15 protein-coding genes are annotated in these 18,002 nt (G+C 57.8%); 8 read left to right on the top strand and 7 right to left on the bottom strand.

Annotation, left to right across the window (positions count from 1 at the left end):
- Window positions 1-15: 15 nt before the first annotated feature.
- The 8 genes from ACZ0AJ_RS11210 to ACZ0AJ_RS11175 all read left to right on the top strand — a co-directional run bounded on the left by ACZ0AJ_RS11210 (window position 16) and on the right by ACZ0AJ_RS11175 (window position 8,248).
- Window positions 16-2,763, top strand: a complete 2,748-nt coding sequence (locus ACZ0AJ_RS11210; protein WP_499454544.1) for a T6SS effector BTH_I2691 family protein — start codon at window positions 16-18, stop codon at window positions 2,761-2,763.
- Between the two features lie 8 nt (window positions 2,764-2,771).
- Window positions 2,772-3,467, top strand: a complete 696-nt coding sequence (locus ACZ0AJ_RS11205) for a putative type VI secretion system effector (protein ID WP_499454836.1) — start codon at window positions 2,772-2,774, stop codon at window positions 3,465-3,467.
- An 88-nt stretch (window positions 3,468-3,555) separates the two neighbouring features.
- On the top strand, window positions 3,556-4,251 hold the full coding sequence (locus ACZ0AJ_RS11200; RefSeq protein ID WP_499454834.1) for a putative type VI secretion system effector: 696 nt from the start codon (window positions 3,556-3,558) through the stop codon (window positions 4,249-4,251).
- 434 nt (window positions 4,252-4,685) lie between these two features.
- Complete coding sequence (locus ACZ0AJ_RS11195; protein ID WP_499454540.1) at window positions 4,686-5,201, top strand: hypothetical protein; 516 nt, start codon at window positions 4,686-4,688, stop codon at window positions 5,199-5,201.
- 342 nt (window positions 5,202-5,543) lie between these two features.
- Window positions 5,544-5,876 (top strand): hypothetical protein, encoded by a 333-nt coding sequence (locus tag ACZ0AJ_RS11190; protein WP_499454832.1) that lies wholly within the window; start codon window positions 5,544-5,546, stop codon window positions 5,874-5,876.
- Between the two features lie 319 nt (window positions 5,877-6,195).
- Entirely contained in the window at window positions 6,196-6,804 is a 609-nt protein-coding gene (locus ACZ0AJ_RS11185; protein ID WP_499454537.1) for a hypothetical protein, read from the top strand.
- A gap of 106 nt (window positions 6,805-6,910) precedes the next feature.
- Complete coding sequence (locus ACZ0AJ_RS11180) at window positions 6,911-7,582, top strand: hypothetical protein (protein WP_499454830.1); 672 nt, start codon at window positions 6,911-6,913, stop codon at window positions 7,580-7,582.
- Window positions 7,583-7,708: 126 nt separating this feature from the next.
- Window positions 7,709-8,248: a hypothetical protein gene (locus tag ACZ0AJ_RS11175; RefSeq protein ID WP_499454533.1), complete on the top strand. Its 540-nt coding sequence runs from the start codon at window positions 7,709-7,711 to the stop codon at window positions 8,246-8,248.
- Window positions 8,249-8,420: 172 nt separating this feature from the next.
- Here ACZ0AJ_RS11175 and tssA read toward each other — a convergent pair whose 3' ends face one another.
- From tssA to ACZ0AJ_RS11140, 7 genes are read right to left on the bottom strand one after another with little or no spacing between them, the layout of a single operon-like run.
- A complete protein-coding gene (gene tssA, locus ACZ0AJ_RS11170; RefSeq protein WP_499454532.1) occupies window positions 8,421-9,485 on the bottom strand; it encodes a type VI secretion system protein TssA in 1,065 nt (354 codons plus the stop codon).
- 15 nt (window positions 9,486-9,500) lie between these two features.
- Window positions 9,501-10,289, bottom strand: a complete 789-nt coding sequence (locus tag ACZ0AJ_RS11165; RefSeq protein ID WP_499454531.1) for an OmpA family protein — start codon at window positions 10,287-10,289, stop codon at window positions 9,501-9,503.
- A gap of 2 nt (window positions 10,290-10,291) precedes the next feature.
- Entirely contained in the window at window positions 10,292-11,275 is a 984-nt protein-coding gene (tagF, locus tag ACZ0AJ_RS11160; RefSeq protein WP_499454529.1) for a type VI secretion system-associated protein TagF, read from the bottom strand.
- A complete protein-coding gene (gene tssM, locus ACZ0AJ_RS11155; RefSeq protein WP_499456777.1) occupies window positions 11,272-15,186 on the bottom strand; it encodes a type VI secretion system membrane subunit TssM in 3,915 nt (1,304 codons plus the stop codon). The genes tagF and tssM overlap by 4 nt, the downstream gene beginning before the upstream one ends.
- 49 nt (window positions 15,187-15,235) lie before the next feature.
- On the bottom strand, window positions 15,236-16,699 hold the full coding sequence (locus ACZ0AJ_RS11150; RefSeq protein ID WP_499454528.1) for a hypothetical protein: 1,464 nt from the start codon (window positions 16,697-16,699) through the stop codon (window positions 15,236-15,238).
- A 34-nt stretch (window positions 16,700-16,733) separates the two neighbouring features.
- Complete coding sequence (locus ACZ0AJ_RS11145) at window positions 16,734-17,003, bottom strand: PAAR domain-containing protein (RefSeq protein WP_499454526.1); 270 nt, start codon at window positions 17,001-17,003, stop codon at window positions 16,734-16,736.
- 9 nt (window positions 17,004-17,012) lie between these two features.
- Window positions 17,013-17,855: a M15 family metallopeptidase gene (locus ACZ0AJ_RS11140; protein WP_499454525.1), complete on the bottom strand. Its 843-nt coding sequence runs from the start codon at window positions 17,853-17,855 to the stop codon at window positions 17,013-17,015.
- Window positions 17,856-18,002: the final 147 nt, after the last annotated feature.

Here is an 18,002-nt window from a genome sequence, read left to right as displayed (position 1 = left end):
TCTCGTTAGGGAACGATGGCTTATACCAATCCGAAAAATCCTGATTGCCAAAACTGTAATAAATCCGGGCTGGCGATTTTGCCCGCGCGTTACGCAGTGGTGCCGAAAGACATCGATGCCGCATTACCTGCACCTTTGGGTAATAAAGTCACCCATCTGAAGCTCGCTCATTACAAATATGCGCTACGGACTCTACGCGCAGGATTTTTCTACCTGTTCCATGAAAAGCACGCGCGCGGCAGCCACATTACCTGGGAAGTGTATGGCGTAACGGAAGCCGGCACGGTATGGAAGCAGCCTTCGCCGGAAGCCATGAAACCGCAGACCGAACCCGCATGTTCGTCGGGTGGACATAATATCCCGGCGTCGGTGATCACCATCGAATCTCCTGAAAAATGCAAACGAGTCTGGATCGCGTTTTCCGAACACGCCTGGAGTCCCGAAACGCTCAAGGCGTTTGCGCAAGATGCGGCATTGCGGGACCGTCGAATGCAGACTTTCCTGCCCGCCACCTGGGTCAAAGCAGGCGGTTATCGGCACGGTCTGGTGGCGACAAAAGACAACATCGAAAAGATCATCGAGTACGCAACCGGCTTCGATGTGGCAAGTCTGAATGGTCGGGAAATGGTGCCGACTATCAGTGACGAAAGCGGCGGACACACGGCCGCGCGCTTGGCAACGCAGGCGACGCGCTACAAGGCTGTGAGCCGCAGCGGCCAGGGAGAATTGCTGGCAAAGGTGATGCTGAAAATAGGCGAAAACAGCAAAGGGCAAGCCCATCAGCCCATGGTAATGGCGGTATGGGATGCAGTCGGCATCACGCAGGAATTGAACGGCTACCGCAACGACGCGGCAGGGTGGATCCAGAAGTACGCGCAAGAACGCGAACTGGAAATTACCGCTTTGAATGCCATCAAGGGCGTAAAGAAGGCATTGGAGACGAAGGCGGTCGAGAACGAGACGCAACGGCAGCAAGACATCCGCAATAATGCGCCCAAGCTCAGCGCCACCACCGAGCGGCGCGCGCGCGCGCAAACGCTGAGCGCGGTCGAACGGCGCAACGAAATCGAGGTATGCGACATTGTGGATTACTGGGCGTCTCGCGACCTGCCCATCACCTCGGGTTTCGGTGGCCGGCTCAACGCCGCCAACCTGGATAAAGAACCGCAGCGCAGCGCGAAGATCGCTGCCTTGAAAGCGGAGGCAGCGCAACGGCTGGACGCGCGGGATGCCAACTCGCCAACCATGATTAAACAGGCGGAACGGTTCGGCTGGGAGAAATACGAAGAGAAGCTCACGCCCAATGCATATCAGAACTTTGAAAAGAAACATGATGCGTTCCTCGACGAAGCCGCAGTGTTGATCGACCATCGAACCGATGACTTGATTGTCTGGCTCAAATCGAAAGCCCTGTTTGATCAACTGATTGAATTCAATGAGCTTAGCAACGACGATGGCGTCATCTTCGATGATCAAGTCGGGAAGATGATACATGGGATCAATTCGAGCCCGAACGGGCGGATCTTGATCGACGCGTGGGTGAAGGAAATGAAGGCGAGCGAAGAGAACTTGTTATGGCGCTCAATCGCTCTCAATCAGCAAGAAGGCATCACTGCGGTTAATGAACTGCTGGCAAGCGCTGGCTCGCAGAGCGTGCCAGTAGGGACACTGGCGTTGGATTTCATAACTATGCACGTTAGAAAAATGGCTGATATCTATAAAAAAGCCAATACGATGCAAAATACGCTGATCAAAGCCCAGAATTCAGCTGAGGGTATCAACAAGGTCAAAGTCACGAACTTCGACAGGCTGTTTATGACGGTCGGAGACAAGTTATTCTTACCTTTCATCCAGCGTGGCTTCGACTCCCGCGCTGAATTCGGTGTACGGGGGCTGATGATGGCGCGCGCAGGCGTCGAACCGAATCGAATCCTCGAATCGCTGGCGACCCAGTCTAAACTGGAAGGAAAGGCCCGTAGCGAAATCGTCGCCAGGCTGCGAACAGCCAAAACCTTCCTCGGCACTGCGGACGATCTAAAAACCGCAAAATATACCGAGCTCAGCAAGAGCTGGGAGAAAATCAAAGCAGATCCGGACAAGGGACCTACTGCGCTCAAGGAAAATAGGCTGTCGTATCTCGTTGCCATCCTCGAGCTAGTCAATCTTATCAAGATATCCTGGGAGTTTAAGGATAACAAGCGGACATTTGGAGAACTGGGCGCTGCGGCCTGCTCGACGATTGCTGCACTGTCAGATATCGCTGCGAATGCTGCAAAGCACACTGTCGGCGACAAGGTTTCGAAGACATTCCAGTATCTCAAGGTTTATGGTGGTTTGATCGCTGCGAGTGCAGGCTACTATTACGCACTAAAAGAAGTGAATAATATGAAGTCCAGTTTCGCCAGAGAAGATTACGGGATGGCGGCCACGTATGCAATCAAGGCCGGCATTCAGGTATTGGCCGCGACCGCAGGCCTCTTGGCAGCGTTGTCATACGCGGCACCATTGATGCAAAAGAGTCAGATGCGAATCCTCATTCTGACCGGCACGCGTCTATTAGCTCGGCGGTTATTCTTCATGACATGGGCAGTCAGATTCAATATGGCAGGCTTGGCAATTACTGCGCTTATCTGGGTTTTTACGCCTGAGCCACTAAAGAAATGGTGCGAAGAATCGCCGTTCGGACCGGATAAGAAAAATGGACCAAAAACGCCTGCTCAGTTGATGGATAAACTGGGTATGGCATTAGAAGAAATATCTTAGGATACCGAATGTTAAATAGTCAATATGAAATTCTTGAGGGTGTCGTCGAAAGCCTGTTTGTGTACGACGCCGATGTAAACTATCTGGCGAACGCTGACAGAAATTCTCAAACGGCGGGCATCGTGTCAGTACTGCAAGCGGCAGTCGGCGCTCCCGGCGCGGTTCACAGTGCGCAGGCAGCAAGTGATTCTGGAGATCCGGTGGAAGCGTTCACGATGAACGTCGGAAACCAGGCAATTCAGGGCAGCTTTTGGAAAACGACGTTCAAGAATGGGGATAACGTGAAGGTCATCGGGTTCAGGGATGACGGGGTATTTATAGCGGTAGCAGTGACGTCGCCGGTAAATCGAATGATCTGGATGCAGCCACATTGCGAAAGAGGGATAGCAGCGCAGCGGAAATATCTACTGAGAAACTCCATTTTATTTGTTTTGGCAATATTCATTCTCTCAAGCTATCTATTTACTGTTCCAAAAATGACACTCTGGTTCTATCTTTTGTGCTCATCGTCATTAGCTGTGCTTTCCTTAATCCTCACAGTAGGTATGAGTTGGAAAGATTTGATGACGTTTGCCCATCAAATGACACAGGCTGGCTCAGCGCTTGGCATAGATTCTCCCGAAGATATAAATCTTGTTAAATCTACAAGTGCCATGGTGAAAAGTGGAAAGCCAGAATTGCCGATGGGTGTATATTATTACTGACTACCATCGACCCCGCTCGTTGTTCAAAGAGAAGATAAAATGAAAACATTGCCCATTTTTTTTGATTGCTCCCTTTTTGACCACAATTATGAAAATGAGTTCATATGAAATTATCGAAGGAGTTGTTGAAGATTTAAACATCTTTGACGCGGATGTTAATTATTTGGCTAACGCGGAGAGAAACTCTCGTACCGCTAGCATTGTTTCGACTCTACAAGCTGCGGTAGGATCTCCTGGAGCTGTGCATAGCGCGCAAGCCGCGAATAGCTCGGGCGATCCAGTGGAGGGGTTTTCCATGCGCGTAGGAGGACTGAAGGTTGAAGGCAGTTTTTGGAAAGTCACATTCAAAAATGGTGATTTCATCAAAGTCATCGGAGTAAAAAGCGGCAGCATTTTCAATGCGATCGCAGTAGTTATCCCAGAAAATCGAACCATTTGGATGCAGCCGCATTGTGAGAGAGGTGTTTCAGCACAGAGAAGATATATCTTTAGGAATTCGGTAATTTACGTTGCGGTAATATTTGCAATCTCAAGTTTTCTATTTACTTTACCGAACATGCAACTTTGGTTTTATTTGCTTGGGGCTTCTATATCCAGTGCGGTAATATTAATTGCGACGGTGGGAATGAGTTGGGGCGATTTTATGTTTTTTGCGAATCGGATGACTGGGGTGGCACCTGCGCTTAAAATGGATTTTCCAGAAAACGTTAACCTTACAAAATCTACGAAAGCGAGAATTAAAAGTGGGTCGCCTGAGTTGCCGATGGGGGTTTACTATTATTAACCCTCCTTTTGTATTTGTATTGCCATCTGCGTTGATTAATTATGTTAGCAGGATTTTTTTGAAGAGGTCCAAAAATTGAAGTTATTGGGTTTCATCCGTTTTAATTGTGAGAAGATTGGATAGTAAATTTCTTCGAATTACTTGGCTGTTCGAATAACGTCATAAAATTGAAGCTTAAATTTACGCGTAACAGCGCCGTCGACGATTTTTTTTGCAATGTCCGTTGCAAGCAGACGGTGGGCAACTGGTGTTAAATGGAGATGTGACGGTGTGCCACCATGTTTGGCATCAATAGCGCTGTTTGTACTGATGGACTTTCCAGTTTCGCTTATTATCGTTTTTCCCCTCACAGCGGCTCCTTTAGCTGATTCTTCGCGAAACTGGAGTAAATGGACTAAACTAGGCGATTCCGCAACCGAAAAAGGTTGAATACAATGTTGAAAACAAAACGATGTATCCAGTCGATCCTGTGTGGGCTAGCACTCGGATACTCGGCTGCCATTCAAGCGGTCGGCACCTACAAGACGTTCACAGATGAAATAAGTTGCGGCAAAGCCAAACTGTCCATACAGTCAACATGCGCCAAAGGCGACGACGATATGTCGCTGAATGTCTGCAAGCCGCAGAAAATGACAATATCTAGCGCTGGCATCGTACGCAGCGCGGTGTCACCTGAATTGAACCAAGGTGACATCAAGTCGATAAAAGAAGAAGAAGGTTCAGTTAGCGAATTGTACGTCATCAAAATGGGTTGCGCGCAGGTGGCGAATGCTAACTACGCGATTTTGTATTACTCCGTCGGCGGTGGCTCTGCGCCGTATTCCGAATTTTGGACTGCATACGATGAGAGCGGAAAGTTATTGGATTCTAAAAACTTTCCACTGCATGGTAACGCATTGGAAAAAATGTATAAGAAAATGAAAAAAGTAAATTCGATCATGCCTCAGTAAGATGCAACACTGCTGGCTGTTGGATATTGCTCTCAAAAGGTGATGCAGTCTTTTTGAAAAAACATTATCACGGAGGGGCTAGTGAGATTGAATTCAAACCAGAAATCCCGGCTTCCTGCGCTGTGCTGATCTGGCCGATCCAACGCCGACGGTTCATAAATGTAACCCCTTTTAAAAATGAATAAAATATTCTGTTTTTTGGCAAGTTTAGTATGCGCAAGTTGCTACGCTCAAGCTGACAAGAAAGCCGAGCAGTTTCAAAAGGTTTTTGACGTCATCAGTTCTGAGACAGTGTTTTCCACGCCATCCTCGGGCGTCTTGCGGCAATTGCAGGGCATGTGCATGTCGAGTACCGACACCGGTGATGACTTGCTGAAAAAGGGCAATGTCGCATGCAATAAAAGTGTTGGCGTGGTTAAGTTTGCAATGGCAAACACAGGCTCCGATCCAGTCACCATGATACAGAGCAGTTTTATCGGCGTCGATAAATGCCAGTACATGACTAGCATCCTAACTAGGCGCTATGGCAAGCCCGAATCCAAACAAGGCGTCTGCGAAATGCAATGGAAGGTAAAAGCGAATCGCGGCGGTCCGCTGCGTTATGTCGATATTGAAGCTGATTACAAGACCAACGTGGTTTATTTCGACCTGTACGAAGAGCAGGGTGCTCCCTGATCGCAGTCAAGTTGCGACTGAAGTGATTTGTTGTGATCGGGGCGTTGAGTATCGAAGCACGCTTAGTCATGGCTTAGGTCATGAAAGCAGGGCTAACGTTCAGAAAATATAATAAATCACCTAATCAGTAGAGGCCCTAACGATTACCGATGGATCGCATTTTGATAGATCTCGACAAAGCGAACCCGAAATTTGCCAGGCCGAATACCTTTTGCGCGAACACTGCGGTTCTTCCTTTTGCATTGTCGACGTGCAGCATGTTCTTGGCGGTTGGTGCAGCACCTGATGTTGAAGTGTTCAGAAATCCGCTTTTCCTCGTATGTTTGTTATATACATACTATCTGTATTTCTGTTCATCATTCCTCGAATTTTTAAATGGGACTGGAAAGCGGAGTATTTCGGTGTTTCTGTGATTTATCTGGGAAGTGTTGCATTGCTTGGTGCAATTCCTTGGGGAAGTATTCTTCTCTACAGTAAACTGCCCATAGTTTTAAGAGTAGTTGGATTTCTATTGTATCTTTTCATTCTAATCGGCTGGGCCTGGCGATTCGTAGTGGTTTATAGGTCAATTTCTGGCAATGCTATAAACAGGCAGCGTATCTACGTGGAATCTGAAGCGCTGATCTACTACCGACAGAAGACGGATGTAAGAATTTTAGAAAAGGAAATGCGCTTTCGTCAATTTCCTAATGCGCTTTTTGTCATCATCTTTATGTTTGGCGCCGTTTTGACGATTCCCAACGCGACATATCTGAAGTCGACAGTTGGTCTGCCTTTTACGCATCTATTCCTTGCTATTGCTGCTATACCTACCGATATGATGGCCATAGGGTTGGTAACATGCGGGTTCATCGTCTATTACGTGTATCCTCGGATGATATTTAAAGAGTCAGGCAAGAGAGTTTTCGTGGATTTGGTTTCCAAGTGAATTCTCGCATTCTCGTGATTAAATTATTGGGATGACATGACTTTGGAGCGATGTCCAAATTTCAGTCCTGACTGTTGAACCCGCTCCGGTCCTCAATAAAGAAAATATGAAAATATTTTTTAATTTACTGTTTTGGATTGCTGTTTGGTTGACGACCGGTCCAACGGTGTTAGCAAATGACCTGTTCATTTCCGGGAAGAATGAAATCTTCGACAATCCGTTTATCGCAACGGGATTCAATACGACCAGCAATGTTTTGACTGGATCGATTTCAGTTTCCAGAACTGCGCCAGGTGAAACGAATGAGTGCCGCATCTTATTTTCCAGCAACGCAAAGGACCAAAAAACACTGCAAGTGCGCTATTTTGTTGTCGGTGCTGAGGACGGTGTCAATAAATTCTCGGACATTGACAAGGAATCAGTCGTGTACGATGGGAAAAATATAAAAATAAAGTTAGACAGAAAGAAGCTGGAGGCCGGATGTGAATGGATATTATCTTTTGTTGGTGAGCCATCCGTCGCGCAGCAAGGTGATAATGTTTTCTTCGTAATTCCTGAACGTACACCCGGCACTTGGCGTAGTGTCCATATTATCAAATCAAAACGTGCTGCTTTTTACAAAGCTCCGGGTGGAAGTCCTGTTGAAGGAACATATCTGGTGCCCGGCGATACGATCTACGCCTACGAAGAACAACCTGACTGGTTGTACGTAAAATATCAGGGCAGGAAAAAACTGACTGTTGGATGGATGAAAAAAGCGGACACAGTCCCGTTCTAACGTCACGACACAATCTCGTGCGGCCAACAATCCAGCGTTCTTCGCTCGTTCTGACAGCGCGGAACATTCGCCAATCCAGCCTTAATCACATAAAGACTTATGGTTTGTATTTTCCATCACTCCACAGTGAGTGACTTCATCGATATCGATGTCGCCAGCGGCCATTGGCAGCCGTTGCCAGATGATCGCGACGACCTGTCCGTTGTCGGATGCGCCTCGATCGTACAGCGTGAGAATGCTTCGGTTCGTGGCAGCTACGCCATCGAGAACGGTCGCAGATACTGCCTGTTCTGGACCGACGAACCCGAACTGGTGTTCATGACACCTGACAGCCAATGTATTCGTCTGTTCAGGCGCGAGACCAATGGCGCGCTGACCGATCTGGCGCCGCAGCTACGCGTGCAGTTGGAACCCGCCACCGACGGTGACGGTCGCGACATGCCTGGCATGAACACGTTCACGCTGCACGATCTGGAAGGCGGCGTCACGCATGAGGTGACGTATGACGCGTCCGCGTATGTCCGGCAGTTCGGTATGGCCAGCATGATGAGCTTTATCCCGGACGAAGATCTGGGTGACTGGGATTTCTTTGTCGGGGCCAAGCAGGGGTTGGACGAACTGAAGGCGATCGCCCGCGCGGGCACTGTCGCGGTCGAAGATCGATGAAACGATGTGGATTTGTGTTCGCGTAGCTGACTGTATTGTCATGGCAGCACGCCACGCCACCTAGCGAGCGGGTCCGCATCAAGCAATACATCATGCAGCAGTGGGGAGGGGGCAATGCCACGACCTTCAATCGCTACCCGGATTGCCGGGCTCCGACATCGTCCCCCGCATGTCATTCGTTACGCGGCTGCACCCCCAGCAACTCCTCGATATGCGACATGGTCGCGCTATCCTTGACCACCGACTTGAGCCAGTCATGCAGATTCTGCTCGCCCGCATCGGCGGCCTTGTCCGCGTAGTACGACACGGGGCTGTGTGGCTCCGTGTGCCGGAAGAACTGCGCCACCGCGCGTAGTTGCGCCAGCGCCTGCGCGCGTGTCTGAATCGGCCCGGGCTGTCCAGCCGGCGCCACTGGCGTGGTGATCCCACCCACATGGACCGCAGCGCCAGTCGGCGCATCTGCCAACGCCGCAGCATCGGCGTCGCCCGGCACCGATGCTGCAGCCCCGCCAGCCGCCGGCACCATCCGCTGCAGATCGACCACGGCATTGCGCGCCGCCGAGAATCCCGGGCTATCCGGACCCAGACGCTCGTCGGCGACGGCTTCGAGCTCCGTCAACGCATCCAGGCACAACTGACTATCCGCGGCAAACGCCGCGACGAACGCAGCAGAATTATTGCGCCGCGCCGCTTCCAGGTCGGCCAGCTTGGGTCCGGTCACCGCGCCGCCATTGCTGGCCGCCGCTGCCGCCTTGCGCGCCGTCTCGAAGTCGATCGTCGAATAACTGCCTTGCCGGCCATCGGTCACCGGCACCTCGCGCAGCAGTGCCGGCATGCGCGCCAGGATCCAGCTCAGGTTGCCGATGCGCTGGTCATGGTCATCGCCATCCGATTCCGGATACAGGCCCACGTCCCAGTAGTCCTGGCACAGGCCGGCCAGCGTGCGCAGCGCTTCACCCAGGCCGCGCAAGCCGTCGGTCTTGACGGCCGCCTCGGCCAGCCACACCGCCAGGCGCAAGTCCTTGCTCGTGTCCTGCAGCAGGGTAGCGCAGCGGCGCACGACGAATGGCCAATCGGCTTCTTTCAGGTCGGTGATCCACTCGCCTTGGGCGAGCGACGGGTCGTCGAAGCGGCGCGCCTGCGAGATGGCGTCGAGCTCCGGCGAAAACGACAGGTCTTCGCCGCTGGGCGATTCGGGGCTGATCGGTTCGAGTAGTTGTTCTGCTGTAAACGTCATGGATGACCCTGTAAATTATTGCGCGATACGGAATTCGATGCGGCGGTTGCGTGCGCGTCCATCGGGCGTCGCGTTGTTGGCCACTGGCCGGTCCGAACCCTGGCCCAGCGTCGTGAACATGTCCGCGGCCATCCCCTTGCCGGTGAAGTAAGTCTTGACCGCGTCGGCGCGCGCCTGGCTCAGGCTCTGGTTCGCCGCTTTCAAGCCCTGGTTGTCGGTGTGGCCGATGATCTCGATCTTGCGGCCTTGCAGTTTCTGGATGGCGACGGCCATCTGGTCCAGGATCGCCTGGCCGGCCGGCGTCAGGGTGGCCTTGCCGCTGTCGAATTCGACGATGCGATTGGCCAGCGCGCCGTCGAGGATATTCTGTTCGGCCGCGGCCACGCGCAGGCCGTTGTTGACGACATAGGTCGGGTTCAGGCTGGTGGCAAAGTCGCTCGCGATGCGCTGGCGCTGCGCCTCGTTGGCCACTTCGCCGCGCACGCTCACCGTGCTGCCATCGATCTTGAGCTGGCCGCGCGTGATCTGCTTGAGCTGCGGCGTGATCAGCTTTTGCACGTAATTGTTCCAGTTGGCCGGCTGCGCCACCTGGCCCACGGCGATCTGGTCGACGACCTTGTCGGCGCCATACACTTCATACAGGCGCGCCAGCACGGCGGCCTTGGTCGATTCGTCCGGCACGGTGCCGCTGGCCAGCACCTGGCCGGGCTGCGGCGTCACGCCGGCGGGCACCGCCGTCTGGGCCGAAGCCGGGTTCAGGAGGGCGGCGCCAAGGACTAACAGGAGGGTCGGTACAACACGCATGATCAGGTTCCGATAAAGGCGGCGTGCAGCGATTCGCCGGCCGATTTGAGTGAGAGGGCGCCTTGCGCCAGGTAAGTCGAGACTTTCTTGATCGCGTAGTCGGCGCTGACCTGGTCTTCGACCCAGTCGAGCTGGTCGAAGCCGATGTGGTGTTCCAGCCCGACCTGCGGATCCATGATCGCCTGCAGTGTCTGCGCCGAGGCGCCGGAAAACCCCAGTACCAGCACCGGGCGCTCGTCCTGGCGCGTGACGAAGACTGACAGTTCGAAGTCGGCGCGCAGCAGGAATGGCGTGATCAGGTGCATCCAGAACGCTGCGACCTGCTGGCGCTGCAGGGCTTCTGCGGGCAGTGGCAATACCAGGCTTTTCTCGAGGCGGCTTGAGCTGGTCGCCATTACCGGCTGCAGCAGCAGGCCGAGCGCCAGCAGAATCTGGCGCGTCGAGACGTGAAAGCCGGCGCGCCGCAGCATCGTGTCGAGCGAGCCGACCGTCTGCTGTTCCAGGAACGTGTTCAGTTCGGCAGTACTGGCAGCGCTGTCCGGGTCAAAATCGACCGTGGTCGTCGCTGCGGTCTGCAGCGCGGGCGCCGGTTCCTGGGCGCGCATCACGTCGGCGCTGATCGTCTCGAGCCGGTTCCACAGCCGCGCCAGCATCAGCGGGCTGTTGGCCACGAAGGTGGCCGGCGTGGTGATCGCCATGGTGCTCATCAATAGAAACGGAAAGCGGCGGCCCGACTGATCGGTGCTGGCCACCAGGTGGCCAGCAACCGCGCGCCCGCGCCGGGGCCCGATGAAGGCGAAGTTGATCGGCGCCAGCGCATCGTAGTTGCGCTTCCAGCGCGCGTCGGCGCTGAGCAGGTCGATCGCCTGCGCCAGCCAGGCGTCGAGCATGCTGCTCAGCGCCGCATTCTCGCTCGCCTTGACGAAGTCTGCCCGGGTCGGGATCTTCCCGAAGTACCCGACCGGGATCGCGACCGGACGACTCATGGCTTGCTCCCGCCCGCTGCCGTTCCCGCGACCGCGCCGGTCACCGGCGCACCAACCGGGGCGGCGGCGCTCGTCGGCGCGAGCGGCGCCGAGACCGCGATCGTGTCCGGCAGGCGCATGCGGCGGAAGCCCGCTGCTGCGCCAGGCGCCGGTGCGGCAGCCTGGGTGGTCGCCACGATTTTCAGATTGGCGCGCACGATGACGCCGCTGTTTTCCCAGCTCAGCTCGAACACACCGTTGTCACGGCGCTGGCGCTTAGCGGCATCGATCATTTTCTTCAGGCCGAAGTGGCCCGGCTCATTCAGCAGCACGACGGTGCGGCCCTCGGGCGTCATGGCGCTGATGCGCGAGCCCGGCACGCCGCGCGGATTCGGCCACACCATCTGCACGAACGGTTGCGGCTGACCGCGCCAGCGCAGTGACTGGCCGTCGATCTCGACCGTGAACTCGGTTGCGCCAGTTGCGCCCAATGCCTGGACTTCAAAGCGCGTCTGCGCTTCGCCGGCGCCGGCACTGGCAGCCACGCCGCCGGCCGACAGCGGGGCGATCCAGCTTGGGAAGCTGCTCACCACGCCGGGCGCGAGGTTGATGCCCATATTGGCCCAAGTCTTGGCGCTGATCACGTCGCCACGGCGCACGACGAGCGGGCCGATGGTGGTGTTGAAGTACTTGGCGATCGCACCTTCCGGGCCGAATACCTGGCCGATTTCAGCGTCGCTGGCTTCCACGGCCGCATTCTGCGCGAACGGGTATTTCACGGCCAGCGTGCGGTTGAATGGTTCCAGTACCTGCGCGGCCCACACCTTGTTGATCTCGGCCTCGGTCGGGCGCACGATCACGGCGAAGGTCTGCATCAGCGGCCGCACCAGCAGTGGCCGGATGGCGCTTTTCTGCGCGTCGGTCATCCCGATCAGCATCTGCTCGTCGACGTACTTCAATGCTTCGGCCAGTTCAGAGCCGGAACCATCGAGCGTCTGCTGCATGAACTGCTTGGCGCCGGGACCGGTGTCGCCCTGGTTCTTGATCTGGTTGAAGCGCGCGCGCAGCTTGGACAGCATGTCCATATAGCCCTTCATCAGCGTCGCGCCGTTGTCCTTGCTGACCACCAGGCGAGCCACGCCCGAGAACTCGCGGCCGACCGGACCCATCGGGATCGGCGCGGCGCCCGGCTTGCTGCTCGCGTCCAGATTCACGTTGATCGCCGACGGCTTCTGGCGCAGGATTGTTTCCTTGAACCAGCCCATGGCGCCGCGCTGAGCGCGTTGCAGGCCGGCGTCGATCAGCGACGGGTTGTCCCACGACGTTTCCGCATACACCGTCTTGATCAGCTTATCGATCGGCGAGGATTCCGGATCGCCCAGGCGGTTCATGGCGGTTGCAGCCTGGTCGAAGCCATTGAGTTCGCGAATGCTCACGCCCTGGATGAACTTCTGCCACTGTTGCGCATATTCGTTCTTGTACAGCGCGAGCAGGGCTTTCTGGATCTGCTCGGGGCTGCCTTCGAGCGTCAGGTCATCCTTGGCGGCCGTCTTGAGCACCCAGTCGGTGCTTTGCAGTTCGCGGTTGGCGGCGTCGCGGAACGCGCCCTGGATGTAGTTGTCCCAGGCGTCGCGCGTGAAGGTGCCCGGAATCGCATAGCTGCCGACGACCAGTTCCTTGTCACCGTCGCCGACCACGCGCGCTACCGTCATCGACGGGAAGCGTGTGGCAGCGCGGGCCTTGACGTCGGCATACACGCGCTCGCGCGCCGGCATGCCGCGCACCACGCGGCGCAGGTTGTCGCGGGTCTGGTCGACCAGCGCGAGCTTGCCGTCGATGGTCGGCCAGGCCGGATCGTTCAGCTGGCTCAGGTAGAACGAAATCATGCGTTCGGCGCTGCGGATCATCTGTTCGCGCGTCATCGTGCCGCGGTTGCTGTCGAGCCAGACGCGCCAGAAGCGGGTCAGCTGGTCATTCAGGTGGCTGGCTTCGGCGCGCGATTTGTCGCTCAGCATCAGGTACGTTTTTAGTGCGTTATAGGCATCTTCGACGTTTGCCGGATTAGCATCCTTGAACTGCAGCGCGCCGAAGTTGACGGCGGCGGCCGGCGCCAGTGGCGTGGCCGGCAGCGTCCCGGGCGCACCAGCAGCGGCTGCAGGTGCAGAACCCGTGCCAGGTGCAGCTGCAGCAGCAGAAGCCGCGACCGGCACGACCCCGCCGACTGCACCCGACTGCGGCGGCGCCGACATCGGCTGCAACTGCGCCGCGCCACTGTTGACTTCACCCAGGAAGGCTTCGAGCGACTGGCCCACCGGTTTGAGCATCACTTCCTTCATGCCCGCGAAGTATTCCTGGCGCAGCTTCTGCTCGAGGATTTCGCCCTGGTACAAGCCCAGGCTCAGCGCCAGCGGGCGCTTGTCGCGGTAGGCGTCAAGCTGTTCGATGCGGTCCTGCAGAATTTCCAGCGCCTCGAAGCGCGATGCCAGGTCGAGCCGCTTGTCCTGCACCTTGATGGCCTGGTCCAGATCGGCCTGCACATTGGCCACCAGCTGGCGGTTGGCCAGGTACGACCACGACCAGCCGCCGAGCGCCAGGCCGGACAGTGCCACGACGGCAAAGAACGTCACGTAGCGCGCACGGGTCTTGGCCGGACTGGCATATTGCGCCACCAGGTCCTTGTCGGCAAAGATCACCTTGCGGAACAGGTTCAGCAGGAAGTAACCGTGCTGCTCCTGTACTTCGGAGCGCGAGGCCGGCATCATCTGCAGGTCGAAGCGGTGCGCGACGCGTTCGGACGAGGCCGACACGGTCTCGCCTTCCTGCACGGCGCTGGTGAAGTAAAAGCCGCGGAACACGGGTTTGAACTGGAACGGGTTTTCTTCGAACAGCGTGGCGATGAAGGTGCGCAGCGGGCCCTTGATCGAGCTGAATTCGAGCGGGAACGTGAATACGCCCGGCGGCATCTGCTCGCGCCATTGCAGGGCCATATTTGCCATGCTCAGCTCTTTCAGGCCGTCATACAGTTCGTCGAAACGGGCATCGAACTGCTCCAGCACATCGGCTTTCGAGCTCGTCTGGCTGTAGGGCAGGGTAGCGCCCCAGACCTTGTCGCGGTCGCCTCGTTCGGCGTCCTGGAAGAATTCGTTGAAGCCCGTGATCAGGTCGGCCTTGGTGAACATCACGTAGACCGGCGCATGCACTTCGAGGCGCTCGGTCAGTTCCTGTACACGCTGGCGCAGGTTCTTGGCCAGGTTGATCGCGAACTCGGGCCGGTTGCCGGTCAGCTCGGCGATGCTGACGGCGATGATGATGCCGTTGATCGGCGCGCGCTTGCGGTATTTTTTCAGCAGGTCGAGAAAGCCCATCCACTCGCCGCGGTCTTCTTCATTGACCGAGTAGCGTCCGGCCGTGTCGAGCAGGATGCCGTCGGTGGTAAAGAACCAGTCGCAGTTGCGGGTGCCGCCGACGCCCTGCACGATCTTGCTGTCGGCGAACGGGAACTGCAGGCCCGAGCTGGCAATCGCGGTACTCTTGCCGGCCGCCGGGTTGCCGATCACCATATACCAGGGCAGTTCGTACAGGGCGGCATCGCCCGACAACTGGCCCAGCTTCGAGGTCTTGATCGTGCCGATCGCCTCGACCATGCGCTGGCGGATCGCTTCGTTCTCTTCGCGCTGCGCCGCGCTGGCCACTGGCGCGGCCGCCTGCTGTTCGAGCATGCCGCCGAAGGCCGCGCCGGAGCGCAGGCGCATCTGGCGCTTGTAGAGCCAGACGGCGCCGTACAGCAGCAGCGCCGCGAGCAGCGCGGCGCCGACCCAGACGTACGAGACGTCGAACACGGCGGCGGCGATCAACAGCGCCAGGGCAAAGGCTGCGAAGCCGATGGCGGCCAGGCTGAAGCGAGCGGTAAGGGTATGCCAGAATCGTTGCATCATAGAATGGGCGCGACGGACGTCAGTTGAAGGGAAAGGAGAAATTGGCTCATGCGGCGATTGAGGCAGGTTGCGGCGACAGTTGCGGTGCCGGTTGCGGCCCCAGCAACGCAACGCTGCGCTGGACCGGGTCGAGGTTGCTGACACACAGCGCGGCGCCGGCGCCGCTGCGCACGTGATGCTGGGCCAGCACGAGCGCCGCAAGCAGCGTGGCGTCGCCGGCATCGCCGCACGCCCCCGCCACGGTCACGACCTGGCTGGCCGGATCGAGCTCGGGCAGCAGGTTGGTTGCCATACCGAGAGTTTCGCCGACGCGGCTGGCGCGGGCGTCGCTGTCAGCGCTGACCAGCGTGACGCTGCTCGCAGCAATGCCGGCGCTGGCCAGCAGGTCAGTCGCCTGCTGCGTGATCAGGGTGCTGTCGATGCGGCCACGGCCGTCGGCCGAACTGGCGCGCACGCCACTGGCGGCCGGGTATAGCAGCGCCGCGTCGGGCGCGTCGAACAGGGCACCCTGGGCGCGATCGGCCAGCAGCAGGCCAGCTGCGCCTTCGCCGGGCACACGCCCGTTCGGGTGGCGACTGTCAAGCAGGATGAATTGATCGGCCCAGGTCTCGACGCTCCCTTCGCCAATGCGCGAACCGCACGCCAGCAGCATGCACAGGAACGGTTGTTCGGCCTGCTGCGCGTGTTTGGACAGCGAGTCCACCAGCGCGAGCGGCCCCATTGTGACGTTTGCGCTGGCATCGGCCAGCACGGTGGCCACGTGGGCTTGCGGCCAGCCATGCAGTTCAATGATATTGCGCAGCCAATCGGCGGCGACGGCGCGTTGTGGTGGATTCCATTCGGCGGGCAGAAGCAGCACCAGTTGCAGCGTGGGCAGGGGCGGGGTCGTCTTGCCGGCCTGAAGCGCATCGAGATAAGCCGGCAGCGCCGGGTGCGGGCCTAGCCCATACGCCAGTTCGGTCGCGACAACGCTGCCCAGCGAAAGCGCACGCCACTGTTCGTCGTCCAGCAAATGATCGGGATGGTGCTGTTGCAGCCATTCATCCATCGTCTCTTGCTGCGCCAGGCTATCGACGCTGGCCGCGCGGCCACTAAGGATCGGGTAGCCGCGCTCGTCCGTCAGCGTCGGGTCGAGCTGCAGATTGGCCTGGCGCGACCGTAACGCTCCGCTCAGCGCGTCGACGTTGTCGCCGTGCGGCATGTTCAGCGCACCAGCCAGGACCACCAGCGCGGTCGGCTGCGCGGCATCGGGCACAGGCGCTGCCGCGGCCTGCGCCGCCGTCGCGGCGGCCACGGCAGCGGCTGCAGCCGAACGCGCACTGACAGCCGCGATGATCTTGCGGCCTGCCCACAGCACGAGCAGCAGGAACAGCGGCATCAACACCAGCCAGATGACGATATCCCCGGTGTCCGGCATGCGTGTGGTGGAGCGCCAGTACCACAGGGCGCCCAGCCAGCAGGCGCTGAACGCAGCGGCAACGATCAGGGTTCGGCTCAGCCAGGGACGCATCGGTTCTGCCTTTGCAAGTAATCAGGTGGCATGGTCAGACCTGGTCCACGGTGCTTTGCTGGCTGGCGATCAGCGTCGCACCGCAGCTGGTCAGGTCGCCGTGGCGGGCCACTGGCTTGCCATCGACGATCATGGTCGGATCGCCGCTGACGATCAGGCACGGGGTGCTGGCGTGCAGCGGACAGACAACGGTATCGCCGATGCGCGCAATGGGCACGCCACCGCTGTCGCTGACCATCGATGCGCTCGCCACGACCCCGCCATGCGAGGTCTTGTCGCCCAAACGAATTACGGGACCTGCCATCATGTCTCCCTAAGACTTTCGTTTCATCACGCCGGGCACCCGCAATTCGGTGTGCCCGAAATCCATCATCTTCCAGCGGCCGCCCCAGGTGAGGCCCACCGACTCGGCCACCTGGCCGTACAACTCGTAGCCACGCATGGCCCACGGATCCTTTTCGGTGATCACCAGCTTGCCGTCGCGCAGAAAGGCGCAGTCGGCGGCCAGGCCGTGCTGGTGCCAGCTTTGCCAGGCGCCGGCATTGGTAACACTGGTGCCCATTGACGCCAGCGCATTCTGGCGCTCGGGGCTGCGATAGCCTTCGAGGATCGCCATGTCGTAACCGTGCTGCTCTTTCATGATCTTGAACACCAGCAGCAAGCGCTGCGTGAATTCGGGGTCCAGCAATGCCCAGTTGCGGCTGGCCGTGCGCAGCAGCGGCCGCTCCGCGGCCACGTCGGCGGTCGCAAACACGGCCGGCGGCAGCGTCGCCGGCGGCGCCAGTTGTTCGCCCTGCAGCAGCGACGCCACCTGCGTATTGACTTCGCGCGTCGATACCTCGTAGCCGTCCAGCATATGGCTGCCACCGGACAGGAACACCAGCGCCGGTGGCACCGCCAGCAGCGCTGCCGCCAGCAGCCAGGGCCAGTAACGAACTGCCGACTGGGCGGGGCGGCGCGGGGTGGCGGGCACTGCGCCCGCAGCCGACCGCGCAGCAGGCACGCGCATGCGCTTGACGCCCGCCAGCCATGCGCCCAGCTGCGATTCCAAACGCGCTGCGGCCTGCATCGCCATGCCTCGCCCTGCAGGGAAAAACACCAGCCAGCCAATCAGGCAGGCCAGAACAAAATACAGGGCAATGGCCAGTAACAACACTTTGACTCCGTGTTTGACCGTTCGTCGATCCCCGGCGCCAGACCGTTTGCCAGGTTCCCAACGAGCGGTATTTCTTCCAAGTACAACTTACTAGTCTGATAAGAACGGCTCATTCTACCCAACTGTGCAGTCTTCTGCGCAACTGAC

The organism is Telluria sp. AC161 (genome assembly GCF_979258535.1).
Note: the sequence above shows the minus strand (reverse complement) of the source record. Positions and strands in the feature narration are given on the sequence as shown.